Annotated in this window: 20 protein-coding genes; 6 read left to right on the top strand and 14 right to left on the bottom strand. The window is 39.7% G+C overall.

Annotation, left to right across the window (positions count from 1 at the left end; all coding sequences use genetic code 11):
• Positions 1-2: 2 nt before the first annotated feature.
• Together ACE1TG_RS18085 and ku are read right to left on the bottom strand one after the other, a co-directional pair.
• Positions 3-1,019, bottom strand: coding sequence for an acyltransferase family protein (locus ACE1TG_RS18085; RefSeq protein ID WP_375053832.1), 1,017 nt, complete (start codon positions 1,017-1,019; stop codon positions 3-5).
• Positions 1,020-1,205: 186 nt separating this feature from the next.
• Entirely contained in the window at positions 1,206-2,066 is an 861-nt protein-coding gene (gene ku, locus ACE1TG_RS18080) for a non-homologous end joining protein Ku (RefSeq protein ID WP_375053811.1), read from the bottom strand.
• Between the two features lie 107 nt (positions 2,067-2,173).
• On the opposite strand from ku, the gene ACE1TG_RS18075 reads away from it, so the two are divergent.
• Positions 2,174-3,973: a DNA ligase D gene (locus ACE1TG_RS18075; protein WP_375053810.1), complete on the top strand. Its 1,800-nt coding sequence runs from the start codon at positions 2,174-2,176 to the stop codon at positions 3,971-3,973.
• 259 nt (positions 3,974-4,232) lie between these two features.
• Here ACE1TG_RS18075 and ACE1TG_RS18070 read toward each other — a convergent pair whose 3' ends face one another.
• From ACE1TG_RS18070 to ACE1TG_RS18050, 5 genes are all read right to left on the bottom strand, one after another.
• Complete coding sequence (locus ACE1TG_RS18070) at positions 4,233-5,627, bottom strand: L-cystine transporter (protein WP_375053809.1); 1,395 nt, start codon at positions 5,625-5,627, stop codon at positions 4,233-4,235.
• Between the two features lie 290 nt (positions 5,628-5,917).
• Positions 5,918-6,358: an OsmC family protein gene (locus ACE1TG_RS18065; RefSeq protein WP_375053808.1), complete on the bottom strand. Its 441-nt coding sequence runs from the start codon at positions 6,356-6,358 to the stop codon at positions 5,918-5,920.
• A 193-nt stretch (positions 6,359-6,551) separates the two neighbouring features.
• Positions 6,552-6,911, bottom strand: a complete 360-nt coding sequence (locus ACE1TG_RS18060) for a DUF488 domain-containing protein (protein WP_375053807.1) — start codon at positions 6,909-6,911, stop codon at positions 6,552-6,554.
• Positions 6,912-6,931: 20 nt separating this feature from the next.
• A complete protein-coding gene (locus ACE1TG_RS18055) occupies positions 6,932-7,690 on the bottom strand; it encodes a TerC family protein (protein ID WP_375053806.1) in 759 nt (252 codons plus the stop codon).
• A 276-nt stretch (positions 7,691-7,966) separates the two neighbouring features.
• A complete protein-coding gene (locus ACE1TG_RS18050) occupies positions 7,967-9,694 on the bottom strand; it encodes a phospho-sugar mutase (RefSeq protein ID WP_375053805.1) in 1,728 nt (575 codons plus the stop codon).
• Positions 9,695-9,859: 165 nt separating this feature from the next.
• Between ACE1TG_RS18050 and ACE1TG_RS18045 the strand changes: the two genes are divergently transcribed.
• Positions 9,860-10,972: an AI-2E family transporter gene (locus ACE1TG_RS18045; protein WP_375053804.1), complete on the top strand. Its 1,113-nt coding sequence runs from the start codon at positions 9,860-9,862 to the stop codon at positions 10,970-10,972.
• 86 nt (positions 10,973-11,058) lie between these two features.
• Here ACE1TG_RS18045 and ACE1TG_RS18040 read toward each other — a convergent pair whose 3' ends face one another.
• On the bottom strand, positions 11,059-11,922 hold the full coding sequence (locus ACE1TG_RS18040) for a GNAT family N-acetyltransferase (protein ID WP_375053803.1): 864 nt from the start codon (positions 11,920-11,922) through the stop codon (positions 11,059-11,061).
• Between the two features lie 92 nt (positions 11,923-12,014).
• Here ACE1TG_RS18040 and ACE1TG_RS18035 point away from each other — a divergent pair, with 92 nt between their 5' ends.
• On the top strand, positions 12,015-12,194 hold the full coding sequence (locus ACE1TG_RS18035; protein ID WP_375053802.1) for an SE1832 family protein: 180 nt from the start codon (positions 12,015-12,017) through the stop codon (positions 12,192-12,194).
• A 130-nt stretch (positions 12,195-12,324) separates the two neighbouring features.
• On the opposite strand, the gene ACE1TG_RS18030 is transcribed toward ACE1TG_RS18035, so the two are convergent.
• The gene (locus ACE1TG_RS18030) at positions 12,325-14,199 is read right to left on the bottom strand and encodes a cation:proton antiporter (RefSeq protein WP_375053801.1); all 1,875 of its coding nucleotides are present in this window, start codon (positions 14,197-14,199) and stop codon (positions 12,325-12,327) included.
• 333 nt (positions 14,200-14,532) lie between these two features.
• On the opposite strand from ACE1TG_RS18030, the gene brnQ reads away from it, so the two are divergent.
• Together brnQ and recQ are read left to right on the top strand one after the other, a co-directional pair.
• Entirely contained in the window at positions 14,533-15,828 is a 1,296-nt protein-coding gene (gene brnQ / locus ACE1TG_RS18025) for a branched-chain amino acid transport system II carrier protein (RefSeq protein WP_375053800.1), read from the top strand.
• 128 nt (positions 15,829-15,956) lie between these two features.
• The gene (gene recQ, locus ACE1TG_RS18020; RefSeq protein WP_375053799.1) at positions 15,957-18,104 is read left to right on the top strand and encodes a DNA helicase RecQ; all 2,148 of its coding nucleotides are present in this window, start codon (positions 15,957-15,959) and stop codon (positions 18,102-18,104) included.
• Between the two features lie 957 nt (positions 18,105-19,061).
• Here recQ and ACE1TG_RS18015 read toward each other — a convergent pair.
• Positions 19,062-20,306: an aminopeptidase gene (locus ACE1TG_RS18015; protein WP_375053798.1), complete on the bottom strand. Its 1,245-nt coding sequence runs from the start codon at positions 20,304-20,306 to the stop codon at positions 19,062-19,064.
• Positions 20,307-20,487: 181 nt separating this feature from the next.
• Between ACE1TG_RS18015 and ACE1TG_RS18010 the strand changes: the two genes are divergently transcribed.
• Positions 20,488-20,817, top strand: coding sequence for a winged helix-turn-helix transcriptional regulator (locus ACE1TG_RS18010; protein WP_375053797.1), 330 nt, complete (start codon positions 20,488-20,490; stop codon positions 20,815-20,817).
• A 240-nt stretch (positions 20,818-21,057) separates the two neighbouring features.
• Here the strand turns inward: ACE1TG_RS18010 and hutG are convergent, their stop codons facing one another.
• The 4 genes from hutG to hutH are packed head-to-tail and all read right to left on the bottom strand — an operon-like array spanning position 21,058 to position 26,477.
• Positions 21,058-22,053, bottom strand: a complete 996-nt coding sequence (gene hutG / locus ACE1TG_RS18005; RefSeq protein ID WP_375053796.1) for a formimidoylglutamase — start codon at positions 22,051-22,053, stop codon at positions 21,058-21,060.
• Positions 22,050-23,303 (bottom strand): imidazolonepropionase, encoded by a 1,254-nt coding sequence (gene hutI / locus ACE1TG_RS18000; protein ID WP_375053795.1) that lies wholly within the window; start codon positions 23,301-23,303, stop codon positions 22,050-22,052. Before hutI ends, hutG begins: the two co-directional genes overlap by 4 nt.
• A gap of 14 nt (positions 23,304-23,317) precedes the next feature.
• On the bottom strand, positions 23,318-24,964 hold the full coding sequence (gene hutU, locus ACE1TG_RS17995) for a urocanate hydratase (protein WP_375053794.1): 1,647 nt from the start codon (positions 24,962-24,964) through the stop codon (positions 23,318-23,320).
• Complete coding sequence (gene hutH, locus ACE1TG_RS17990; protein ID WP_375053793.1) at positions 24,957-26,477, bottom strand: histidine ammonia-lyase; 1,521 nt, start codon at positions 26,475-26,477, stop codon at positions 24,957-24,959. The genes hutU and hutH overlap by 8 nt, the downstream gene beginning before the upstream one ends.
• Positions 26,478-26,874: the final 397 nt, after the last annotated feature.

Here is a 26,874-nt window from a genome sequence, read left to right as displayed (position 1 = left end):
ATTCAAGCATGATGGTGGTGATTTTTATTTTGCCGTTGATTAACCATTCTTTTTAACTTAGAAATATTAGCTTCTATAAACGGCTGGCTTATCACTTGAATTGGCCTACTCGATAAAACAAGAACAATTGCTGCTGACAGTACCGCAAGACCTATAAAATCCAGTGCGTTATTTACTTCAAATAAATCTGCCTGCCGGAAAAATTGAATGAAAAATCCGTGTAAAAGATAGACATATAATGTTCTTGTGCCATACTTTGTGAATTTGTTTTGGGCTCTTGGAATCCATGCTAATACACTGAATGCCATGATAGCTGACGTAAGATACACGAGTGATCGTGCAAACAAGCCAAACTCTGGCTGCCCGAGATCACTATATGACTTAGAGGCCAGCAGCCAGCCTGAATTAAATTCAGGTGCAATATATATAGCTGCCGCTACCGTCACCATAATTGCAACAGATGCTATCTTTGCACTCTTATGCTTTATCCACATAACGTGATCCTGTGTCAGCCAGTAACCCATCAGGAAAAATGGAAAAAACACAAATGTCCTGGATAAACTAAATGTGTGACCAATCTCTCCAAAATAGCCAACAGCTAAACCAATGGTTATGGCAGTAACTACACTGAATACAGCTGGAATTTTTTTGAACCAATAAAGCAATATGTGCCAGCTGAATAAACTAAATAAAAACCATAATGACCAGTGCGGATAGAACACCCCTGCCTGCCAGCCTTCTTTACCAATTAAAAAGTAATAAGCTGTATATAGAACCTGAAAAATAATATATGGTACTAATAGTTTTTTAGCTAAATTTTTTATATAATTCTTGTTCCCTGATCCCTTTGCAAAAAAACCTGCGAGGAAAATAAAAGCTGGCATATGGAAGGTATAAATCCATAAATAAAGTGAATTCATTCCCCGTGAACCATCCGTAAATGGCTGTATCATATGGCCAAATACGACAAGAAAAATTAAAAATACTTTCGCGTTATCAAAAAATGCATTTCGCTCCATGTTTCTCATCCCTTTTACTTTCAAAATCTTGCTCCCCTATAACGCTATACCCGTTTCTAAACAGAAATACGACAGCATACCGTTGATTTATTGAGGTTGTTATTGAAATGTAAATGGAATGAAAAATTGAAATGTCAGTGTAAAAAGAACATGCCCCTTTCTTATAGGAAAGGTGACATGATCGTTTTATTTAACAGTCTTCTTCTTTTGTGTTGACGACTTCTTCTTTGACTTTGTGTTTGTGTTTGCCTTTTCTTTTGTTTTCTCCTGATCATCCTGGGCACGATTCAATGAAGCCTGTAGTGCATCCATTAAATTTGTTGCTTTTTCAGGCTCCGGCTTTTCTTTGGCTGTTGTAACTTCTTCCTGATTTTTCTTTTCCTCGATTAAATCCAATAAAGCAGATCTGTACTCATCTTTATATTTTTCTGGGTCAAATTTCGTCGTTAATTGATCAATCAGCATTTTAGCAGTATCCAATTCTTTTTTCGGTGTATCTGTCTCTTTTGGAACATTTGGCACATCCTGAACATTACGAACTTCGTCAGGAAAATGGATTGTTTCCACTACAAGTGTATTCTTATAAATACGGATAACCGCAAGTTGTTCTTTGGAACGGATAATCATTTTAGCAATTCCAATCTTCCCAGTGTCCCGAAGTGCAGAACGCAGCAGACTATATGCCTTCCCCCCACCTTCACTCGGCGACAGGAAATAACTTTTTTCAAAATAAATTGGATCTATTTCATCTAATTTCACAAAATCCACAATTTCGACGGCTTTGTCAGCTTGTTCCTTCTTTAAGTTTTCTAAGTCTTCATCATCCAACACAACAAATTTATTTTTGGCATATTCATATGCTTTTACGATCTCATCATTTTCAATTTCACGATCACATACTGGACATGTACGTTCATATTTTATCGGAGATTGACATTCCTTATGGAGCTGTCGCAATTTTACGTCCTTATTTTCAGTTGCAGCATGCATTTTCACAGGAATGTTCACAAGTCCGAAGCTGATGGTTCCCTTCCACATCGTATGCATTATTCTAACCTCCCTTTTTTCCATAGTGTCCCGCCATAGCTTAATTTTATCCTTTTGATATTTTCCTTAAGTATGAGCAACATTAAGATAAAAGGAGTGTGTCAGCCATGAAATTAATGAAGCCAATTGCGAGTGAGCAAATCCCCACTGGGACTGAGTGGGGATTTGAGGTAAAGTACGATGGATTTCGCTGTGTTCTTCAGTGGGAGAAAGAAACAATCCGCCTAATCAGCAGAAACAATACAGACCTTACAGGAAATTTCCCAGAAATTATTGAGGCTTGCCAAACCCAGCAGTCGTCCATCGAGGATTCTCTTCCACTCCGGATTGATGGTGAACTGGTCGTTTTAAATAATAAATACCAGGCTAACTTTTCCTTAATACAAAAGCGTGGCCGTCTGAAAAATAAGGAACCGATTGAAAATGCTGCTGCAAGTCGTCCGGCGAGCTTTATGGCGTTTGATTTATTGGAATATAAAAGCGAAACACTAGTCAACGAAGGGTTTGCTGAACGGAAGAAGAAGCTTGCTGCCATTTTGGAGAAGGATCAGATTGAAAATCGTTTATATTTTGTACCTTTTTCAAACAACTCGGATGAATTGTGGGAGAAAATTTTCAACTATAAAGGGGAAGGTTTAGTTGCTAAACGCTTAAACAGTAATTACGAAGATGAAAAGAAGCATAAAGATTGGTTTAAAATCAAAAACTGGCGGAGCATAAATGGATTTTTAACATTTTATAATACCAATAATGACTATTTTACTGTTTGTGTTTTTGCTAACGGTGAAGTAATATCTGTTGGAAAGTGTAAACATGGGCTTTTTGACGAGGAGTTTACTACGCTGAAAGATTTATTTTACGCAAATGGAACAAAAGAAGCAGATGGCTATAGTCTCCCCCCAGCAATATGTGCTGAAATCCATACATTGGATCTTTATAAAAATGAGTTGCGAGAGCCTGAATTTAATCAATTACTGCCGAATATGGAAGCTTCAGATTGTACGCTTGATCAATTAAAACTCGATATCACAATGCCTCCAGATACTTTTGAACTTTCAAATACAGATAAAACGTTCTGGCCACAGGTTAATATGACGAAAGGTGACTTGCTCATTTACATGCGGGAGATATCTCCTTACATGCTCCCCTATTTAAAGGATCGACGTTTAACAGTTATACGCTGTCCGGATGGCGTGAATGAAGAATCTTTTTTCCAAAAACATCTTCCCGATTATGCACCATCCTTCATTAAAGGTGTCTCTATTGAGGATGAGGAATTTTTTATTTGTGATTCGTTGGATTCGCTATTATGGTTTGCCAATCATGGTGCTATTGAATTTCATATTCCCTTTCAACCGATCAGCAGTGACACCCCAACAGAAATCGCGTTCGACCTGGACCCCCCTGACAGAGACGCATTTCCATTAGCTATTAAGGCAGCAAATCTACTGAAACAAATGCTCGATAGCCTTGAGCTTGTTTCATTTGTCAAAACATCCGGTGGAAAAGGTATACAAATACATATCCCTATCCCAGATAAAAGCATGACATATGATCAGACAGGGATTTTCACCCAAGCAATCGCATGGACAATTGAAAAGGAGTTCCCTGATTTATTTACAACGGAACGACTCAAAAAAAACAGAGGCGATCGCCTGTATATTGACTATTTACAGCATGGCAAAGACAAAACATTAATTGCCCCGTACTCACCACGGAAAAGGGATGATGCAACAGTCTCAATGCCATTATTCTGGGAAGAAGTAAAGGACGGACTTACACCTGACGCGTTCACAATTGCTAATGCTGTTGATCGTGTGAAGAGGGATGGATGCCCATTCGATGGTTACTTTGAAGTAGGGAAAACGCAAGTGATGGATAAGATTTTGAAACTTGTTAAGAGGTAATCTGGGTTGGAGTGCTCGCTCGCTCGAGTTACGTGCTCGCTCGCTCGAGTTTGGGGTGCTCTCGCTCGAGTTTGAGGTGCTGTCGCTCGAGTTTGGGGGGCTGTCGCTCGAGTTGTGTGCTGGCTCGCTCGAGTTGCGTGCTGGCTCGCTCGAGTTGCGTGCTTGCTCGCTCGAGTTTGGGGGCTGTCGCTCGATTTGCATCCCCGTTTTTATGCAATAAAAATAGTCGCCCCAATTCTGGGGCGACTATTTTTTTATTCTATAGTGATGTTTCCTGTTCGATTGCTGTTTTATCGTTAAAGGTTTTCAGGTTTAATTTTTTCATTATTCGTGATGTTAGAGTACCTGAGAGCATGGAGTCATTTACGTTAAGTGCTGTACGACCCATGTCGATTAGTGCTTCAATGGAGATCAGCAGTCCTGCTAATGCTACCGGCAGCCCCATCGATGAAAGGACGATCAATGCAGCGAATGTTGCACCACCACCGACACCTGCTACACCAAATGAACTAATACCAATGATGAGTACTAACTGTGTGATGAATCCCGGTGTAAATGGATCAATTCCAACAGAAGGTGCAATCATAACAGCTAACATGGCTGGATATATTCCTGCACAGCCATTTTGCCCGATTGTTGCACCAAATGATGCAGACATATTGGCAATCCCTGAGTCAACGCCAAGTGAGTTCCGCTGTGCCTGAATATTCAACGGAATTGTCCCAGCGCTTGAGCGTGAAGTAAATGCAAAGCCAAGTACCGGCAGCACTTTTCTCAAGTATGTCATTGGATTCAATCCGAATACGCCAACCATAACAAGATGGATGATAAACATAACAGCCAGTGCTACATATGATGCAATAACAAACTTACCTAGCTCCATAATACCAGCAACGTCTGTGTTGGCTACTGTATTTGCCATTAACGCGAGTATACCAAACGGTGTTAATCGCAAAACCAATGTTACAATTCGCATAACCACTGCGTATATTGAATTTACTATTTTCGTAAACATCTCTGCCTGTTCCGGATTTTTCCTTCGCAAACCAAGAACAGCAATACCAATAATTATCGAGAATATTACAACTGCGATTACAGATGTAGACCGTTGCTGCGTCATATCCAGGAATATGTTTGATGGAATAAAGCTTAGAATTTTTTCTGGAGTAGACAGATCTTCTACGTCACCCAACCTTGATTCCAGCATTGTTCCTCGATCGTTTTCTGCTTGACCTGCCTCAATTTCACTCGCATTCAAGTCAAATATTGCGGCACTTCCTATTCCTACAAGTGCTGCAATCATCGCAGTTCCTACCAAAATACCAATAATCCATCCTGCCATTTTCCCAAGTTCAGACCCTTTTTCCAAGTTTATAATCGATTGGATAATTGAGACCATAACCAGCGGCACGACAATCATCATTAGTAAGCTAATGTATCCTCTGCCAACAATGTTATACCACTCGGTCGTTTGTGATAACACTTCTGACCCTGTACCGTAGACAGCTTGCAAAATAGCACCAAGAATTATACCAAGTCCCAAGCCTGTAAACACACGTTTACTGAATGAAAAATGTTTCTTTTGCATATATATAAGAAGTCCTATGATTGCTGCTAAAACCGTTATGTTCACTAAAATATATGCTAAATCCACGATAAAACCCTCCTTTTTGAAATTATTATCCTTTATGTTATGGCATCATTATATGATTCAACATAAAGAAATGATACTAATTTATGTATATAATTCCGATAAAAATAGTATGCTTAATAATATACAATGTTAGGTTATATATTGTCAATACATGGAATTTATATTTTGATAGAATTTTAGATTCATTAAATATGAGTTTTGGAAGAGACCATTCAGGCTGTAACAGATCACCAACCTCATTTTAAATTCTTCAATTGCATAAAAAATAACAAGGCCAAAATTCTACCTTGTTATGTTATATCTGCTTGCAATTCTATTTCAACATTACCTTTTAAAGCTCGGGATATCATACAGCTTGTTTCTGCCTTTTCAACTAGCTTATGCAATTTCTTATAATCCGTTTTTTCTGCATTTTCCTTTAATGCAACTGTTGGCTTGTGAATAATTTTTTTATAAGTAATCACGCCGTCAGTCACATCAACAATGCCTTCAGATTCTAATCCCATTTCCTTCAACGGAAGATTAGTCCGTTCAATCATTGCCGCTAATGTAATCAGATAACAAGTTGCAGCAGCTCCTAACAGCATTTCGTCAGGGTTTGTGCCTATTCCAGGGCCATCCATTTCAGGCGGTATAGATATTTTCGTCTGTAAGTTCCCTGCTTCAATTGAACCTGTACTATTCCGTCCACCAGGCCAGTCTGCTTTTAACTGAAAATGATGCTCAGCCATCAAATCACCTCTAGTTTAAAAAAATATAACATATACCAGTTTCAACTATAACACCAATAATTATGATTAGCCATGCAGGTGTTTTTCCAGAAACGGAGCAGTCCGAATAATATTGCTGCAAGCCCAAGTATGCAATCCTTTAGACGAATTATGCAGTAAGAATTATCTTCTCTGGCAATAAAGGGTATTTCACTTATTGCCGGTCTAATATTTCTTTTAAAACGCGTGCCTGATTGTATTGTTCATCTTTGGCTGCAAATAATAGTGTCAGATTTTTGTCATGCTGTTTTGTTAAATCTTTTAGTTTTTGGAGTTCTTCCTGCTGATCACCATTTTCAAGTTCTTCTTTATACTTCTCTTTAAATGCATCATATTTATTTGGGGCATGTCCAAACCATTTACGCAATTCATTCGATGGGCCGACTTCTTTCATCCAATGATCCAGATGAGCATCTTCTTTTGACATTCCCCGCGGCCAGACGCGGTCTACCAAAACACGTACACCATCATTTGTTTCGACTTTTTCATAAATTCGCTTCACTTGTACAGGCATTAGAAAACCCCCTTATGAATTTACTCCTCTTCTTCTACCTTTTTCTTACCTGACATAAACCAGCCAGCAGCTGCAATCGCAACTAATACTGCGTAGAAAATCAGTTTCCATATTGTAGAATGCGGGAAGTCATGCGGAATCCAAGCTATGTCAGGATGAGCAAATACAATTAATGCTAGTTTTACACCAACCCAACCGACAATAACAAATGCTGCTATTTCAAGGCCGGGCCGTTTATTCAGTAATTCCACAAATACGTTAGCAGCGAATCGCATTATGATCAGACCAATCATACCACCAGCAAGAACTACAGCAAACTGCCCTCCGTCAAGACTACCTATACTCGGCCAATCCGTTGGTGGTAAGGCAACCGCAAGTGCCACTGCTGCCAGAATAGAGTCGACCGCAAATGCCAAGTCAGCAAACTCGACCTTTACAACTGTCATCCAGAATCCGCTGCCTGATTCCTTTGGTTGTTTTTGTTCTTTTTCAGACCAGAGCTTGTCATATAAATGCTTGATCGAAATGAACAACAGATATGCTGCACCTAATGCTTGCACTTGCCATACATCAACAAGGAACGAGATAATGAACAATGAGCCAAATCGTAGCACAAACGCCCCTGCCAGCCCGTAAAATAATGCTTTCTTACGTTTCTTTTGAGGCAGGTGTTTCACCATTATCGCTAAAACTAGTGCATTATCCGCAGCTAAAAGACCTTCAAGACCGATTAATATGACTAATACCCATAAATACTCAACTAATAACTGTATATCCAATGAAATCTCTCCTTTAAAAAAATGGTCCCCACCAACAGGTAAGAACCATTAAAAAAGACCCTTACCGTTAGTGGTAAAGGTCTCGCTAACAACACACGTTGCCAATTACGCCGGAGATACGATCTCGAAATGACGGCTATAATTGTCCAGCTACTCCCCTTTGAGGAATATTAAGTTATTTAAATTTAACCCTTTTCTTCGTTAAATGTCAACTATTTAATTCAATTCCTGACCTTACCGCTTGTAATACAATACCCGTTTTGGAAAAAATTATTCCTAAATCTGATTTATCATCTTATCCATATACGCCTTCATTGCCTCCAGTCTATCACTGCTTTCCTGTTCACTTGATCCGCACACCCCAAAGTAACATTTAATCTTCGGTTCAGTTCCGGATGGTCGTAAACAGACCCAGCTATCTTTTTCCAGCTTATACTTAACAACGTTTTCTTGTGGCAGATCAATTTGTTCAGTCGATCGCTCACTTCCTAATATGGTTCTCTCACCAGAATCATAGTCCTCAATTTGCTCAACCTGTATACCTGCTATTTCAGTAAGCGGCTCTTTTCTGAAGGTTTTCATAATAGCAGCGATTTTTTCAGAGCCTTCTTTCCCTTTTAACGTTAAAGAAGACATTCCTTCCAAGTAATACCCATGTCTTTCATAGAGTTCATTTAACGCATCATGCAGCGTTTTCCCTTGTTTTTTCCAAAAATAAGCCATTTCACTTGCGAGTACCGCTGCCTGAATAGCATCCTTATCCCGTGCAAAACTGCTTATTAAGTAGCCATAGCTTTCTTCATAACCGAATACAAATGTTTCACCTGTTGCATCGAATTGACGGATTTTTTCACCAATAAATTTAAAACCAGTTAATGTATCAATTGTCTTCACGCCATAATAATCGGCAATTTTCCGACCTAGCTCTGATGTTACAATTGTTTTTAACATACGGCCATTCGCAAGTTTTGCCTGTTCACTATGCGACAGAATATAGTCCAATAATAATGACCCTAATTGGTTTCCAGTAAGGACATTATATTCTCCAGCATTATCTCTGACAGCAACACCCAGTCGATCTGCATCAGGATCTGTGCCGATTAGAATATCCGCGTCCGATTGTTTCCCAAGCTCAATTGCCATACTAAATGCCTGATGTTCCTCGGGGTTAGGTGACGCAACTGTTGAAAATTCCGGATCTGGTTCAGCTTGTTCTTTAACAACTTCTACATCGTTAAAGTTTAATTGCTGCAGTCCTTTCATCACTAAATCATAAGCTGTTCCGTGTAAAGGTGTGAATACGATTTGCAGGTCTTTATCTTCTTCAAGCTCATCCTCTTTCAAATTGGAAATTTGCGCTAAGCATTCCAAATAGGCATTATCAATTTCACTGCCGATCCATGTGAGTAATTCTTTTTCCTCAAGATCACTTTCTTTCATGTACGGAATCGTCAATTCATCTCCTGATTCCTGAATAGCTGCCGTTATATCATTTGCTTCGTCTGGAGTTATCTGTCCTCCATCCTCATTGTATACTTTAAACCCATTATATTCAGGCGGGTTATGGCTAGCTGTGATCATAACACCAGCAACTGTTCCGAGATACCGCACAGCAAATGACAGCAACGGCGTCGGGTGCAATGTATTAAAGACATATGCTTTAATGCCAAAATCACCAAGTACCTTTGCTGTTTCCAGCGCAAATTCCTGCGACATATATCTGGAGTCATAGGAGACCACTACACCCCGATCTCGAACGTTTACACAATTTACCTTTAAGTAATTAACAAGACCATTCACAGCTTTTCGAACTGTATAGATATTCATACGGTTAATACCAGGCCCAAGCACCCCGCGCATGCCACCAGTACCGAAAGTTAATTCCTTGTAAAACGCATCTTCTAACGTTTTATTGTCCTTTATATTTTCCAGCTCTTTTTTTAACGATGGTTCAAGTAACTGAAATGAATTCCATTTTTCATATGCTGCTTCCCAGTTATCCATAAGGTGTATCCCCCTCTTCATTACGAATACATTTGCTCAAATTCTAGCATACTTTGTGCCTATATTCTATTTCTCTATGAAAATTTACGTTTATTCACAGCTGCTTCAGGTGAAAATAGAGAAGTAAGCTTCCTATTATTGCCAAAAACAGTTAAAATAGAAATAATGAATTTTAAAAAGAAAGTTGTGATAATGGTGCTCGAAAAACGATGGTTTCAAACATTAACGATGCTTATACTTATCTTTCTATTAATCTTACTAATATCTGTCACCGATTTTATTTTTGATCCTATCTTTAAATATATGGGCGCCGTTGCCATACCTGTTGTTGGCGCTGGTATACTCTTTTATTTAACAAAACCGGTTATGCATTTCTTAGAGAATTATAAAATTAATCGTGTATTTTCGATAATTATTGTATTTCTCCTCTTAATTTTACTTGGGTTCTTAATTACCACTTATATTGCACCAATTGCCCAAAAGCAATTCTCAAATCTGATTGATAATATACCTAAAATGGTTTCTGGCGCTGAAGATATCATAACATATTGGCAAGCCAACCAAAATCTGATTCCGCCAGAAGTAAATAACACCATTGATAAGTTTATGTCAAATATACAATCACACATTGAATCTGCGATGTCATTTATATTTGGATTTGTCAGTCAGCTGATTGGATTTGTCTTTGCACTAGTTCTAGTACCATTCTTCCTGTTTTTCATGTTAAAGGACGGCGAAAGATTTGCACCGTTTATGACACAAATATTTGAAAAGAAGAAAGCTGAAAACATACGTGCTTTAATGCACAAAATTGATGATGCTTTAACTTCATACATCCAAGGTCAGTTGATTGTCAGCTTTTGTATTGGTGTCTTATTATTTATTGGATATTTAATAATTAACCTGGAATATGCGTTAACACTAGCATTATTCGGTATGATTATGTGTGTTATCCCGTTTCTCGGTCCATTTCTTGCAGTTATTCCGGCTATCATCGTTGGCTTTTTCCAGGATCCGATGACAGGTGTATGGGTAGCAGTTGTGATGGTTATTGCGCAGCAAATCGAAGGTAATTTTGTATCACCGAATGTAATGGGAAGAGCATTAAAACTTCATCCATTAACTGTTATCACCCTAATTCTTGCTGCCGGGAGCATTGCCGGTTTTCTGGGAATTCTTTTTGTAGTACCGTTCTATGCAGTAGTGAAAACAATTATCGTGCATTTTTATAAAACGTACCAGGAATCAAAAACTAACCAGGATGAAGCATTAATTTAATCGGGTTTGTTTATGTCAAAAGTAGCGTGGAAAAAACTCCATGCTGCTTTTTTAGTTTTTTCTAGTACTATTAATAGCCACAAACTTCACGAATGGGGCCTATTGTTAAATGTATATACAATTGAGGAGGCTACTTCATAATAGCCTATCTTTTTATAAATACTGTTGGAAGTTGAATTGGCTAAATCCGTGTATAAACTGCAAAACTGAAAGCCGTCCTTAAGAAGTTTTTCCGATAATTTGGCTACTGCAGCAGTTGCATATCCATTCCGTTTATATTCATCCGGGGTAAAAACTGCATTGAGCGTTGCACCATTCTTAGTTTTTCGTGAGCGATTAACCATGGAAACCGGTTTACCGTCTACTACCCAGAAATAAAGCGTTCGATTACAAATAAACGATTGAGCGATTTTATCTGCATCTTCCTTAGAGATATTTTCACTTACTGCTACACCGAATTGTGTCAGCCATTTTTTCACGAGTGGATGATCCTTAGGTTTTGCTTCATGCAGCTGTCCTTTAGTCTCTGGGATTTCATTTACTTGATCCAGTTGATATATTAATTGCTTCATTTCGATAGTTGCCTGTGATTGTGTTAGCTTTTCCCACTCATTCTTAAAAACTTCCACTTTTTCAGTTGGTCCCAATACTCCAGGAACACCAACGTTAGTATCATGAAGAAATGCTGCGACCTTACGAATAACTTTATTATGTACATGATTGACGTCAGCAAGGATCCAGTTATTCGTTGAGGTCTGCAAAAATGCGTAGATTGTTTCACCATTTTGCTCAACCAGTCCTAAATGAAAGCCTTCTTTGTAGGAATCACTATCACTTGCAAGCCGATCGAGAATTCCAAGCATCAGGTTGTTAGACGCTTCCCGTTCCATCAGCAACGGTTCAACACTTTTCTTATAATTTGCAAGAGATAATTCGAACTTAACATCCATACAAACTGCCCCCTTTTATTTACATAATAGTAACTTAATTTCTTGTTTTGTAAAGACCATTTCAGCTAAACTGTTACCTAGGAGTGATATTCATGACAAAAAAAGAAATTGAAGCGGAGATTGCAGAACTGAAGTCTGACTACATTCGTATTCAAGGGGATCTGGAAAAAGCAACATCATTTAGTGTTAACACCTCAGCCGGCGAGAAGAAATTAATTCAGATAGAAAAAGAACTTGCTGAATGTAATCGTAAACTGGAAGAAATGGAGTAATCAATTAGTTTCGCTTGTCAATAGGACTTAACAGTTAGTACCTAATTTAAAACAGGGCTGCCAGAATAACTTTCTGACAGCCCTGTTTTTTAGCTAATACATTCGACATCAATCGGGAAGAGGTATCTCCTCATTCTTCACTTTCATTCCCGTTTCCATTCTCATTTCCATTGCGTTGATTTTCGATTCGTTCGCGTATTTTTTTTATTTCTTTTACTGGTGGCGTGAGACTGACTACTGTATCTCCGTTCTCTGGTGTCACTCTCATTTCTTCTGAGTAAAACTTGATTTGACCAGATGGCTTAATGATATACAGAAGAATTGTCTCATCTTCTTTTTCTTCTAAATACTGTTTATACCTATATTGATCGGTAATTGCGGTCTGGCGAAATTTATAGTGACTTGAGATTTTATTCGTTAGTTCCTCTTTTGATACATCCTCTTTGAACAGTATTCTTCCGCCAACTTTATCAACGGTACTGTTCACATCACTATCAACCAGGTTATAAGGACTGATTTTAAATACATTCGTTCGACCATATTCTGGGATAAATGTTGTACAGACAAGTGCATTATACGAGTGGAAGTCAGTTGCTGCGATTAAGTAATCATAAGGAATTGTATCTAAATGGTATTCCGTTTGCTCTGACAGCATCTCTCCATGATAAAATGCAATTCCCGCTTCACGGGCCAATTTTAATCGTTCCCATGAAGAATCCACAATAATGACTGGTGCTTTCTGTTTTTTAAGTGATTTAGCGAGATTTATCGTAAACTTATTACTGCCTACAATTAATGTGCCAGGTCTTCCCTCCATTGAAAGATGTAGCTTTCTTGCCGTCCAGCGTATTGTGAATCCATGTGCTACAACGGTAAAAAATACTAATGCAAAGGTAAGTGTCGTAATAATCGAAGCATCCTGATAGCCTGCTTCACCCAAAATGGAAGCAAAATAACTGGATACCGTCAGTGCAACAACTCCCCTCGGAGCAATCCATCCAAGCAGTAATTTTTCGTTTAATGATAAATCCGTGCCAAATGTTGATAGGAAAATGGATATTGGACGAACCACGAACATCATTAGTATTACATAGCCAATGATATGAGGATCAAACACTTGCAGTAACGTTTCTACTTGAAGTGAGGCAGTAAGCATGATAAAGATTGCGGATATTAATAATATCGATATGTTTTCCTTAAAGTGGCGCATGTCTGCTACTGAACTTATTCCGATATTCGCCAGAGTCATTCCCATAGCTGTAACCGCGAGCAATCCTGTCTCATGCATAACCTCATCAGCTAATGTGAAGCAGAATATGACGACGATGAACACAGCGGGGGATTTTAAAAACTCTGGAATATTTCCCGTCTCAAACATCCAGCCAATACCACGGCCGCATGCCCAACCTAATATTCCAGCAAACACAGAAGCTGCAAAGAATAATAGCAATGCTGAACCATCCGGATTAGCCGAACTCAAAAAGGCAATAATTTCAAAAGCAAAGACAGCTAGCAATGCGCCAATTGGATCAACAATAATACCTTCCCATTTGAGGATTTTTGCAGGTCTTGGCTTCAGTTTTGACTGACGCAGCAGTGGCATAATAACGGTTGGTCCTGTCACAATAAACAGCCCGCCAATAACAAATGCGACAGCCCATGACAACCCGGCAATGTAGTGAGCAGTCAGCGACCCGAGAATCCAGGCAATAAATGCCCCTACCGTTGAAATCCGGAAAACCGGTCGTCCCAGCCCTCGAATTTCTTTAAAACTTAAATTTAAACTTCCCTCGAAAAGGATAATTGCTACAGCCACAGAAATAATAGGTTTATATAAATTTCCAAAGTCTTCTTCGGGATTCATAAATCCAAATATCGGACCTACCAACAGACCAGTAATGGACATGACGACAATTGCTGGCATTCGATAGCGCCATGCAATCCATTGGGAGCCAATCCCTAAAAGACCTATAAGCATAATTTCGGTCAGTATAGTTGCAACCATATCAGACCCCCTAACTTAGAGTTTTCGATAACAAAGTCAATAATAAGTTATTTTAAATGGGTAATGATTGAATGTAAACAATTTTAAATCGACTGCTCGCGGTAGTGCTTTTTCAGATTACAGTAATTATGTTTCACAGAAATGTTAGAACTCACTCATATAATACATTGACAGCGGTTTCCTAGCTTGTTAGAATTATTTTGCTTTAAGCTATTTTTCAAATTTTTCACCACAATTATTTTTGCAGTTAAGAAGCTAAGTTCTCTGAACTATTACATAATTAAAGTGAACTTGCCGGCATGAACAACATCGTAGGAGAAGGGAACGAAATATATGAACAAAGATACATTTATCATAGGCTTTATGTTATTCGCATTATTTTTTGGAGCAGGAAACCTGATCTATCCCCCAACATTGGGAATTGATTCTGGCACCTCTTACTGGGCTGCCATTGCCGGATTTGTAATCACTGGAGTTGGTTTGCCGATACTTGCTGTAACTGCTATTTCGTTTGTAAAAAACGATGCAAGGGAACTTGCTGATCGTGTACATCCAATGTTCGGACTTATTTTCACATCAGTTGTTTATTTAGCAATTGGACCATTTTTCGGAATACCTCGTGCTTCAACTGTAGCTTATGAAATGAGTGTCGAACCTTTCACGGATACTTCAACGCTTTCTTTATTTTTATTCACTACAATTTTCTTTGTATTAGTATATATTGTTAGCCGAAATCCATCCAAAATGGTTGATCGAATTGGGCAATATTTAACACCAGTTTTACTAATTGCTATTGTCGCTCTATGTGTCGGGGGATTCTTACTATTGGACAGCCCATTGACAGGACCCGCTGAAAAGTATGCAGCATCCCCCTTCTTCACAGGCTTTGTCGAAGGTTATCTGACGATGGACGCAATTGCTGCCTTAGCATTCGGTATTATCGTAGTTAATGCATTTAAAGAACGTGGTATTTCTTCACAAAAAGAACTTGTCAAATCTACCTTAAAGGCAGGGGTTGTCACCGGAATTGGACTTATAACGGTATACGGTTCGATTGGCTGGATTGGCACCAAAATGGCAACTAATGGAAACTATACCAACGGTGGCGATATATTATCAAGTGCTGCGAATATTATGTTTGGCAGTTTTGGTGCTTTACTGCTTGGGCTTATCGTAGCGTTAGCATGCTTTACAACATCAGTTGGTCTAGTTGTAGCATGCGGGCAGTTTTTCTCTAAAATAACCCGGTTTTCGTATAATTGGATTATTCTGTTTGTAACAGTTGCCAGTTATCTGACTGCAAATCAAGGATTAAACACGATTATTAGTGTCTCTGTCCCAGTACTTGTATTTATTTATCCAATTGCTATTGTTCTTATTTTACTTACTTTTACCCAAAAATTATTTAATGGGGCTGAAGCGGTATACCGCGGAGCAATTCTATTGACGGGGTTCGTTTCATTGTATGATGGCTTGACTGCGTTTGGATTAAAAATGCCAGCTGTTACATCTGCTTTGGGAATTTTGCCATTTTTCGAACTGGGACTAGGATGGATCGTCCCAGCAATAATCGGCGGCATAATCGGATACCTATTCAAAGGCAGCCTGGCACCCTCCTACTCAAGCTAAGAGCTAACGAAAAGTTAGCTCTTTTTTGGTGCCTGTCACTTCCCGTTTTTTGTCAAACTTTGTCGGTTTGTTAGCTCTTTTTTACAACGAAAAATATGTTAATATAAATGAAGCAAAGGGGAATAAACATGATAATTGAAGAAGAAAAAGTCCTGCAAACATATTTTGGTTATGAAACATTCCGGCCGGGACAAAAACAGACAATTGATAAAATTACTTCAAAACAAAATACATTAGCTGTTATGCCAACTGGTGGTGGTAAGTCGTTATGCTACCAGATTCCTGGTCTAACACTTGATGGAACAGCTATTATTATTTCGCCACTAATTTCACTCATGAAGGATCAGGTGGATGCACTTTTGTCTTTAGGAATTGCTGCAACTTACATAAATAGTTCCCTTTCAGCGAGTGAACAACAGACGCGGCTGAATGATATCGAAGCAGGTCGTTATAAATTCGTTTATGTTGCACCAGAGCGCTTCGAATCTTCTTTTTTCGTATCTGTTATAAAACGAATTAAATTAGCGCTAATTGCTTTTGATGAGGCACATTGTATTTCGCAATGGGGGCATGATTTCAGACCTAGTTACCGCTCAATCGTTCCCAACTTAAAACGATTATCCAATATTCCTGTAATGGTTGGTTTAACTGCAACTGCGACCGAAGAAGTTATATCCGATATTCAATCGTTATTAGATATAGAAAGTGAACATGTTGTTAACACCGGTTTTGAACGGGAAAACCTGGCGTTCCATATCGTTAAAGGAAAAGATAAACCGACTTATATCCGGTCTTTCTTGGATGAACATCAAAATGAATCTGGCATTATTTATGCTGCTACACGAAAACAAACAGATACATTATATGATCAGTTAACTAAAAGAGGTATTTCGGTAGCTAAATACCACGCCGGATTATCGGAAACCGAACGAAAAGAAGCACAAGCAGCATTTATCCATGATGAAAAGACTATTATGATAGCAACAAATGCGTTTGGGATGGGTATCGACAAATCCAATGTGCGCTTTGTTATCCATTACGCGATGCCAATGACAATTGAATCGTACTACCAGGAAGCGGGAAGAGCTGGTCGTGACGGGGAGCATAGTGATTGTATCCTGTTATTCTCTCCGCAAGATATCCAGCTGCAAAAATTCCTCATTGAACAATCACTCATGGATGATGACGCAAAGCAAAGTGAATACCGCAAACTGCAGGCGATGATCAACTATTGCCATACACATAGCTGTTTGACATCCTTTATTCTTGATTATTTTAATGATAACCCTTCGAACCAAACGTGTGGCCGCTGCAGTAATTGTCTTCACCGACAGGAACGGACGGATATAACGGAAGAAGCACAAATGATTCTGTCCTGTGTAAAGCGAATGGGTGAACGTTTTGGTGTCGGAATGACTGCCAAGGTTCTAAAAGGATCGAAGGATAAAAAAATAAATGACTTTCGATTGAATAAGATTTCCACCTATGGAATATTATCTGCCTACACAGAAAAAGCATTAACCGAATGGATTCATTTTTTAATAGCTGAACAAATACTCGCAACCGAAGAGGGCAAATTTCCAACAGTAAAATTAAATCAGAACTCAGTTGATGTCTTAAAAGGCAGTCGAACAGTGTGGATGTACACGGCACCGATTCCCGCAGGTGAGGAAGCAGATTATCAGGAAGAACTGTTTACCTTGCTTAGAGAATTACGTAAGAAAATGGCTGATGAGAAAGGCGTTCCACCATATGTATTATTTTCAGATGCAACGTTAAAGGAACTAAGCCGTTATTTTCCGGAAACGAAGGAAGATATGCTTTCGATTAAGGGTGTCGGTGAAAAAAAATATGACCAATTTGGTGCTGACTTTCTTGCTGTTGTTCAGGCATGGCGCCGTGACAATCCAAACGTGACAAAGGCTGTGCCTATAACCGGGGGCGGATCTACTGCTCCGAAAAAGGCTAAGCAGGCTGATGACCGCCCAAGTCACATGATTAGTTACACGATGTTTCAAGCTGGTAAACAGATAAGGGACATCGCTGTAATCCGTGAATTATCTAAGCAAACGATAGAAGGCCATATTTTTAAGGCATTTAAAGATGGATATCCAATCGCATGGGAAATATTTTTTAACAGTGATGAAGAAAAGACAATCATGCAGGCCCGTAATGAATTGGATGAGCCCAAGCTGAAGCCTCTAAAAGAATCGTTACCAGAAGGATATGATTATACGAAAATTAAGGCAGTACTTGTGAAAAATAACCTTGCATGACTGGGGCTATTTCCCGGCTATGATTCACTACTACAATCGAACCAAAAGTATAAAAAGTGGCATGTATTATTTAATTATTACATGCCACTTTTTATGATTGAGAAACGATAATTGTAACTCAACTTTCGCATCTATAGAATAAGCTCAAACAGCCTTTGAATCTCAGAAAGTTTTTAATTGTTGGCTTGGCAGTTAAGAAAGGATTAAATCCTTTCTTACTGCATAAGTACAACTAAGGCTTATCTATATTAAGGCCTGCACTCCAGAGTATAATGGTTTCTAAGAAAGAAAAAATACGCTTTCATAAGAATCCCTTTAACGAATGCCAAGTTTTCTAACCAACATTGATAGAAGTCTTTTGTACACATTAGATGTAAAATGCGAAGTAACTTTTTCGTAATTTCCTTGCATTCTTTATAAGATAAATGCTAAACAACGCTGCGGAAATATACTCGCTTTCCACGAGGAACGCTTCAGCCTCCTCACGAGCAAAATTCACTCGTTGCGGGGTCTTCAGACTGTTCCGTTTCCATAGGAGTCTCGCATTTTTCCGCAGCTTAGAATAACTCAACGAAACGTTAATTCTAAGGGACTATAACTACTCAATAATTAGAAAACCTCTATCAGTGGAGGCAGAATACGTAGACTCCTATGGGAACAGCACGTTCCGAAGACCCCGCAAGAAGCGTTTTTTGCTTCTGAGGAGGCTGAGGTCGTGCCCATGGAAAGCGAAGTATTCTGCCGAAACGAATGTAAGCACTCAGCCATCATTAGAACAAAAGAAAATCTTCACTAATTCGCATTTTATATCAACTACGTACCCTTGATTTAAAGTAAACTCAATAGTGTATCTTCAGCCTTTCTTATTCCTTCAAGGTTTATGCGTTCATTTTACGCTGCGAAGTTGAATTAATAAAAAAGGAGGAATCGACATTACTGCCAACTCCTCCATTATTATTAGTCACCTTTAATATTCAATGCCCATGTTCCATTGCGAAATACAGGTTCTGTTGTGCCATCTTCCAGCACGCCATCAATATCAAGCTCTTCTGAACCAATCATAAAATCAACGTGCGTTAAACTATCATTTACACCGTGTTTATCAAGCTGCTCATCGTTCATATCTGCTCCACCCTTAAGATTTGTAGGGTATGCTTTACCTAAAGCAATGTGACAAGATGCATTTTCATCAAATAACGTGTTGTAAAAGATCAGGCCTGATTGTGATACTGGTGACTCATGTGGAACAAGTGCAACCTCGCCCAATCGGCGTGCACCCTCATCTGTATCCAATAAATGTTTGAGTGTGTCTTCACCTTGTTCTGCCTTGTAATCAACAACTTTTCCGTCTTTAAATGTAAGACTGAAATTATCAATCAGGCTTCCACCATGATTCAATGGTTTTGTACTTGAAACTGTTCCGTTAACACCATATTTATGTGGCATGGAGAACACTTCTTCTGTTGGCATGTTCGGATTAAAAGTAGTACCCTTCTCAGATACTGCAGACCCGCCTTTCCAGATATGTCCTTCTGGAAGTTCCAGTTCCAAATCAGTCCCTGGAGCTTTATAAATAAGCTTTTTATATGCCTTCTTATTCAAAATTTCACGTGCTGTTCGTAGTGTTTCATTATGTGCATCCCATGCAGCAATTGGGTCATCCTGGTCAACACGAACAATTTTAACAATCGCTTCCCATAGACCTTCAACTGCATCTTCCTTGGACTTTTCAGGGAATACCTTTTGAGCCCAGTCACCTGTTGGTATCGAGATGATTGACCATGTAATTCGGTCATTCATCGTATATTTACGGAAATTCGTCATCGCTTGTGCAGCAGCTTTATTTGCTTTAGCAACACGTGATGAATCAATATCCTTTAATAAGTCAGGGTTTGTTGAGCGAATTGACAATACAGCCGCTCCATCTTCAGCATACGTGTCATGTAATTTGACGCGCCACTCAGGGAAATCAGCAATCACTTCATCTGGTGCATTTTCGTATTTTAATAAGGTTAATTCATCATCCACCCAATTAATATGTACATTCTTTGCGCCCATTTCATACGCTTTTCGGGCAACAATTTTTGTAAAATCCGCTCCCTCAATTGGCGCATTTATCATTAACGCTTGGTTTTCCTGTAAATTAACCCCTGTACGTAAAGCTAATTCAGCATACTTTTCCTTTGTGTGTTGATCTACCATACTTTTACCTCCAAAAAAATAATATTTCGTGTACCGTTATTATTTCACAAATCTAAATAATTACCAAATGATACAGACAGGTACTTCAAATCATGTTCAATTTACGCAACCCCTGTTATATGTTACTATATAAATAGGTTACTATTTGTAATCAAATTATTTCGTCAGAGAGGTGATCTGCATGAGTGATTTATGTCCGCGTTTTGAAAATGCAATGGAAATTATCAGTAAACGCTGGGTTGGTCTAATATTGTTTGAGCTACTAGAAGGCACAAAACGTTTTTCCGAAATGGAAGCGGATTTGCCAATTAGTGGAAGGTTGCTCTCTGATCGATTGAAATTGCTAGAACAAAAAGAAATTATTAAACGTAATATATACTCGGAATTCCCAGTCCGAATTGAATATTCATTATCTGAGAAAGGTAAAGCCTTAGAACCAGTTATTCGGGAAATTCAGCATTGGGCTGATGACTGGGTATCTATGGAAGATATCAAAGAAAGCAAAGTATAATATGATTGAGGAGCCTGCTGTTTAGGGCTCCTTTTTAACTATCCAGCGTACTATAAAATTTAAGTGCTGTGGATAGAATCAACCACGTCCAGCTTCAGCGTCTAGTGGACTTCCCTCCCCGTGTCACGATAAGAAATAAAGGATGTTCGACTAAAACCACCACATCCTGTGGCATCGTCGAACTACCCCACGTCCTGTGGGGCAGCTTACGCTCTTCGTGTATCCTTTATCTCACACGGGTCAGTCCAGTCCATACGGCGCTGAACAGGCGCTTGCGCTTTTGTTCTCTCTAAAATTCATCCGTTTCCCTTTCATAAAGCTCAACATAACATATGCTGCAACCCGGCTTGTCATATTACGAAAATCAATTGTTGGGTCAATTTCGACGATATCCATTGTGTTGACTTTTTTATTTTCAGAAGCAAATAACACCCCCTCCAAAAGTGTATTGCTATCCATGCCGCCAGGACCAATTGCAGGGCATCCTGGTGCAAATGCCTGATCCAAAACATCGACATCAACCGACATATAAATTTCATCGACTTTTCCTGCAAGTCTTTCTAATTCTTTTTCCAAAATAACTTTCATTCCATTTTGGTGCACATCATTCATTGTATAAACAGTTACCCCGTTCGCATCAGCATAGTCCTGGTATGCTCTAGCATTGGTAAAATCGCGAATTCCAATTTGGACAAGATTTTCGCCGTTTATAATGCCATCATCAAGCAAACGGCGAAATGGAGTTCCGTTTGTTGGACCACCATCTTCTGTATTGCGCAAGTCATGGTGTGCATCAAACTGAATAACGCCAACTGTCTTGTTTTCGGCATATGCCTTGATTGATGAATAACTGATGGAATGATCCCCACCAAGTATTATCCAGTGTTTTGCCGCATTAGTTGCATAGACATCTGACAATCCCTCATATATACGATGCTGGTTGCCCTTAATATCCGTCGGGTCCATATAAATATCACCAAAATCAATTATCGGATCAGTTAATTCAATTTCAGCCTCAGCGGAATAGGTTGTGTAGCTTTGCAATGCTGACCGAATCGCGCCTGGTGCCTGCGATGCTCCTGAATGACTTATCGATGGTTTGGATAATGGGACACCAACAATTGAAAAATCATGATTAAGCCCCTTTTGCCATGGCGTTAATAATTCTTTAGCCTTTGTTGTATATCGATCCTTAAAAATAGCTTCACCAGCTGATTTCACATGACGTAAACTCATCGTATTTCCCCTCTTTTATATAAAACCTCACCGTTTTTAATTACCGTATTTGCATGGTTAACCCCGTAGTGATACGGAATGTACATATAATTAGGGGCATCCCAGATGACTAGATCGGCCATGCGACCGGTAGCAATCGTTCCAGCTTCATGACCCCGGCCAATCGCATGTGCTGCATTAACTGTCACAGCATGCCATATTTCAGCTGGTGTTAGCTTTAATTTTAACGCTGCAATTGACATAATTAACTGCAGATTCTCTGTTACCGAGCTTCCCGGATTAAAGTCCGTAGAAACAGCGACAGCCGCTCCCTCATCAATCATTTTCCGGGCACGAGGATACGTATCTTTTCCTAAATAAAAAACAGTTCCAGGTAGGATAACGCCAATTGTATTCGATGACGCTAATTGTTTTATTCCATTGTCAGACGCAACAGCCAAATGTTCTCCACTAATTGCTCCAACCTCGACAGCAAGTTCGGTTCCACCTAATTGATCGATTTCATCAGCATGTATTTTCAAGCCAAAACCTTTTTCTTTCGCCTTTTTCAAATAGCGGCGGGATTGTTCAACTGAAAAGACACCTGTTTCGGTAAAAATATCTACAAATTCTGCTAGGTTCTTTTCTTTTATTTCCTCAAAAAGTTCACTCATCAGACCTAAAAATGCTTCAGGATCTTCTTTGTATTCGGGCGGAATTGCGTGAGCGCCCATGAATGTCGAAACTATATCGAGTGGATGTTTGACGTTAGCTTCCTTAGTTACTTGCAATTGTTTAAGTTCTGTTTGTTTATCAAGTCCATATCCGCTTTTCGCCTCGACAGTTGTTATTCCATGCATAACCATTCGATCCAGGTGAAATAGCGCCTTTTCAAGCAGGTCATCATATGACGCTTCCCGTGTAGCATTTACCGTTGATAAAATACCTCCGCCCTGCTTTAAGATTTCCAAATAAGGAACACCTTGCTGTTTTAGTGCCATTTCTTCTTCACGGGACCCGCCAAAAACCAGATGAGTATGAGGCTCGACAAGTCCTGGTGTAACAAGTCTTCCTTCTGCATCGATTGTTTTATCAGCTTGAATGTTAACCGCCTTTTCTGCTGAACCAATCCAGACAATTTTACCGTTTTCAGTCGCAACGGCAGCCCCTTCCATTACCGTTAAGTCATTCATGTCGCCACCTTTAACAGGTCCTTTTTTATCCATTGTTAATAGCTGCCCAATGTTTGTAATAAGTGTATCTACTTTCATAATAATAGCGCCCCCTACTTTTTAATTGGAATTGTAATGTCATGATCTTCTGCAAATCGCTGCGCTTTTTCATAGCCTGCATCAGCATGGCGGATAATGCCCATTCCAGGATCAGTTGTTAATACCCGTTCCAATCGTTCTTTTGCCAAGTCAGTCCCGTCTGCTACAGCGACCATGCCTGCGTGGAGCGAGTAACCCATACCTACTCCACCGCCATGATGAAATGATATCCATGAACCGCCGGCTGCTGTATTTATTAAGGCATTCAAAACGGCCCAATCTGCAACAGCGTCACTGCCATCCTTCATACCTTCTGTTTCACGATTTGGTGATGCAACAGATCCGCAGTCCAAATGATCACGGCCGATAACGACTGGTGCTTTCAATTCACCGTTTCGGACCAATTCATTAATGGCGAGCCCCATTTTCGCCCGTTCTCCGTAGCCTAACCAGCAAATACGTGAAGGCAATCCTTGAAAGGCTACTTGCTCCTGTGCCATATCAATCCAGCGAATAAGCCCCTCGTTTTCCGGGAACAGTTCTTTGATTAATTGGTCGGTGCGATAAATATCTTCCGGATCGCCTGATAATGCTGCCCACCTGAAGGGTCCCTTACCTTCACTAAACAGTGGCCGGATATATGCGGGTACAAAGCCTGGAAAATTAAAGGCCTCCGCAATTCCCTCATCTTTAGCAACCTGGCGAATGTTATTGCCATAATCAAACACAATTGATCCCTTTAGCTGATAATTAAGCATTGCTTCCACGTGTTTAGCCATGCTCTGTTTTGCTAGTTTGGTATAGTTGGCAGGATCATCTTTGCGTAACACAGCCGCTTCCTCAACATTATATCCAATTGGTATATACCCATTTAGAGGGTCGTGTGCTGATGTTTGGTCTGTTACGATATCTATTTGAATATCTTTTGTCAAAAGTTCATGGTGAACCTGAGCAGCATTTCCCAATAATCCGATTGATAAAGGCTTACCTTTCTGTTTTGCGTCTTTTGCCAGTATAATTGCTTCATCAAGATTATCAGTCATTACATCACAATATTTTGTCTTAATCCGTTTTTCGATATGGCTTTTATCCACTTCTACAGCAATAACTACCCCTTCATTCATCGTGACAGCAAGCGGCTGTGCACCGCCCATTCCGCCAAGTCCTGCCGTTAATGTGATTGTATGTTTCAATGATCCATCGAAATGCTTTTTGGCGAGTGCCGCAAATGTTTCATAGGTCCCTTGTAAAATCCCTTGTGTTCCAATATAGATCCAGCTTCCTGCTGTCATTTGCCCGTACATCATTAGCCCTTGTTTATCAAGCTCATGAAAATGATCCCATGTTGCCCACTTTGGAACTAAGACTGAATTGGAAAGAAGCACACGTGGTGCATGTTTATGTGTTTTAAAAACGCCAACAGGCTTACCGGACTGAACCAGCATTGTTTCATCATTCTCCAGATTGCGAAGTGTGTTAACAATCGCATCAAACGCTTCCCAATTACGTGCAGCCTTACCAATACCACCATAGACTACAAGCTCATCCGGGTTTTCTGCCACTTCCGGATCAAGATTGTTGTACAGCATCCGTAATGCAGCCTCCTGCTCCCAGCCTTTACATTCCAGTTCTAAACCTTTTTTCGCCGTCACTTTACTCATGTAAAACCCCTCCTTTATGTTTCACTTCACTTTCCTCATCATTTTTCAGCCAGTTTGCTAGTCTTTCAATATCCGTTGCAAAAACACGGTCTTTCGTGATACTAGGAACGAGATTACGAGCTTTCTTATAAAATTCACGCGTTTGTGATGCCATATTTTCAATACCTCGAAACTCAACTGCCTGCATCGCGCAAATAAGTTCAATCGCAACAACGTGCCGTGCGTTTTGCAGCATCTGCAGTGCATGACGTGCCGCAATCGTTCCCATACTCACATGATCCTCCTGGTTAGCTGACGACGGGATTGAATCGACACTTGCCGGATGTGCGAGCGTTTTATTTTCCGAAACGAGTGACGCAGCACTGTATTGCATAATCATAGCTCCTGATTCCAAACCTGGATTCGGGCTTAGAAAAGGTGGCAGATCATTTAGCTGTGGATTCACCAGACGTTCAATCCGGCGCTCTGCGATATTAGCAGTCTCGGCAATTCCGAGTTTCAAAAAATCCATCGCAAAAGCAATTGGCTGTCCGTGAAAATTCCCGCCAGAAATTACTTTATTTTCATCTGAAAAAATCAGCGGGTTGTCGGTTACGGCATTCACTTCAATTTCGAGCTTTTCTTTTACATAATTAACGGTTTGCCAGGATGCTCCAAGAACTTGTGGAATGCACCTTAATGAATACGCGTCCTGCACCCGTATTTCACCCTGCTTTGTTGTAAGCTTGCTGTCACAGAGAATTTCACGAATTCGTGCTGCTACATCAATCTGTTCCTGATGGCCCCGTACCTGGTGCAAGTCATGGTCAAATGCATCCATTATCCCGTTTAATCCTTCCATGGTCATAGCTGCAATCTGTTCACTTTGATGGAGCAGCTTTTCCATTTCCAGAAAGGCAACCACACCGACAGCAGTCATCGCCTGTGTCCCATTAATAAGCGCAAGCCCTTCTTTTGCCTTAAGTGTTAACGGTGGGACACCTGCATCTTCTAACGCATCCATTGTGTTCATCCGTTTTCCGTTATAAAAAACTTCCCCCTCGCCAAGTAAGGCCAATGCCAGGTGTGACAATGGTGCCAAATCACCGCTCGCCCCAAGTGAACCCTGCTCAGGAATAACCGGATGAATCCCAGCATTAATCAGCTCGATAAACTGATTTATCAGTTGCGGCCGCACCCCCGAATATCCTTTAACAAGCGCATTGGCTCGCAACAGCAGCATTGTCCGGCTAATTGTTTCTGTGAATGGATAACCGACACCACATGCATGCGAATGTATAAGATTTAACTGCAGTTCATCCAAGTCTTCCTCGGCAATTAAGACATCACTGAACTTGCCAAATCCAGTATTGATCCCATACATGGTCTGTTTTTCGTCAAGCATATCCTCGACTGTTTTTCGGTTGGCCATTACGTTTATCTTGGTATCTTCTGATAAGGCTACCTGCTCGTTGTCAAAAACAACCCGTTTTACCTCATCAAGTGTCAACGTTCCCTCTGTTAAAATAATCATACTGCACCTCCGTATCATCGCTTTACTATAATAAAGCACACAAAGTAAAAGGAGGCTATGGTCGTTAAACCATGCCTCCTGGATATCCGTTATTATTGGTGAGTGAATGTTGCAGTTTCCGATGTGAAAACATAAGCGCACCTCACTATTGAAATATTCTTACTTTATATTGTAAGCGTTTTCCTTTGGTGATGCAACTTTTATTTTGCTGGAGTTGGAATTGTGAACTTCGGCGATTTAATTGTGAACTTCAGCGGATTTTGTGACAACTTTAAAGTTAGTCTTTTTAATGGACACGTCAAAATGAGAATCGTGTATAATTTTAAAAAAGGACGTGTTTATTATGGGAGAATGGAAAGAACGGGAATTTAAAGAGCATATATGTAAATTAATTGTT

This window comes from Virgibacillus sp. JSM 102003, from assembly GCF_041949995.1.
Lineage (GTDB): Bacteria > Bacillota > Bacilli > Bacillales > Amphibacillaceae > Lentibacillus.
Note: the sequence above shows the minus strand (reverse complement) of the source record. Positions and strands in the feature narration are given on the sequence as shown.

Bases quoted from the DNA above. Each gene is read 5' to 3' on its own strand.
- ACE1TG_RS18085 (WP_375053832.1), bottom strand. From the start codon at position 1,019: ATGGAGCGAAATGCATTTTTTGATAACGCGAAAGTATTTTTAATTTTT.
- ku (WP_375053811.1), bottom strand. From the start codon at position 2,066: ATGCATACGATGTGGAAGGGAACCATCAGCTTCGGACTTGTGAACATT.
- ACE1TG_RS18075 (WP_375053810.1), top strand. From the start codon at position 2,174: ATGAAATTAATGAAGCCAATTGCGAGTGAGCAAATCCCCACTGGGACT.
- ACE1TG_RS18065 (WP_375053808.1), bottom strand. From the start codon at position 6,358: ATGGCTGAGCATCATTTTCAGTTAAAAGCAGACTGGCCTGGTGGACGG.
- ACE1TG_RS18060 (WP_375053807.1), bottom strand. From the start codon at position 6,911: ATGCCTGTACAAGTGAAGCGAATTTATGAAAAAGTCGAAACAAATGAT.
- ACE1TG_RS18050 (WP_375053805.1), bottom strand. From the start codon at position 9,694: ATGGATAACTGGGAAGCAGCATATGAAAAATGGAATTCATTTCAGTTA.
- ACE1TG_RS18045 (WP_375053804.1), top strand. From the start codon at position 9,860: ATGAATTTTAAAAAGAAAGTTGTGATAATGGTGCTCGAAAAACGATGG.
- ACE1TG_RS18040 (WP_375053803.1), bottom strand. From the start codon at position 11,922: ATGGATGTTAAGTTCGAATTATCTCTTGCAAATTATAAGAAAAGTGTT.
- ACE1TG_RS18035 (WP_375053802.1), top strand. From the start codon at position 12,015: ATGACAAAAAAAGAAATTGAAGCGGAGATTGCAGAACTGAAGTCTGAC.
- ACE1TG_RS18030 (WP_375053801.1), bottom strand. From the start codon at position 14,199: ATGGTTGCAACTATACTGACCGAAATTATGCTTATAGGTCTTTTAGGG.
- brnQ (WP_375053800.1), top strand. From the start codon at position 14,533: ATGAACAAAGATACATTTATCATAGGCTTTATGTTATTCGCATTATTT.
- recQ (WP_375053799.1), top strand. From the start codon at position 15,957: ATGATAATTGAAGAAGAAAAAGTCCTGCAAACATATTTTGGTTATGAA.
- ACE1TG_RS18015 (WP_375053798.1), bottom strand. From the start codon at position 20,306: ATGGTAGATCAACACACAAAGGAAAAGTATGCTGAATTAGCTTTACGT.
- ACE1TG_RS18010 (WP_375053797.1), top strand. From the start codon at position 20,488: ATGAGTGATTTATGTCCGCGTTTTGAAAATGCAATGGAAATTATCAGT.
- hutG (WP_375053796.1), bottom strand. From the start codon at position 22,053: ATGAGTTTACGTCATGTGAAATCAGCTGGTGAAGCTATTTTTAAGGAT.
- hutI (WP_375053795.1), bottom strand. From the start codon at position 23,303: ATGAAAGTAGATACACTTATTACAAACATTGGGCAGCTATTAACAATG.
- hutU (WP_375053794.1), bottom strand. From the start codon at position 24,964: ATGAGTAAAGTGACGGCGAAAAAAGGTTTAGAACTGGAATGTAAAGGC.
- hutH (WP_375053793.1), bottom strand. From the start codon at position 26,477: ATGATTATTTTAACAGAGGGAACGTTGACACTTGATGAGGTAAAACGG.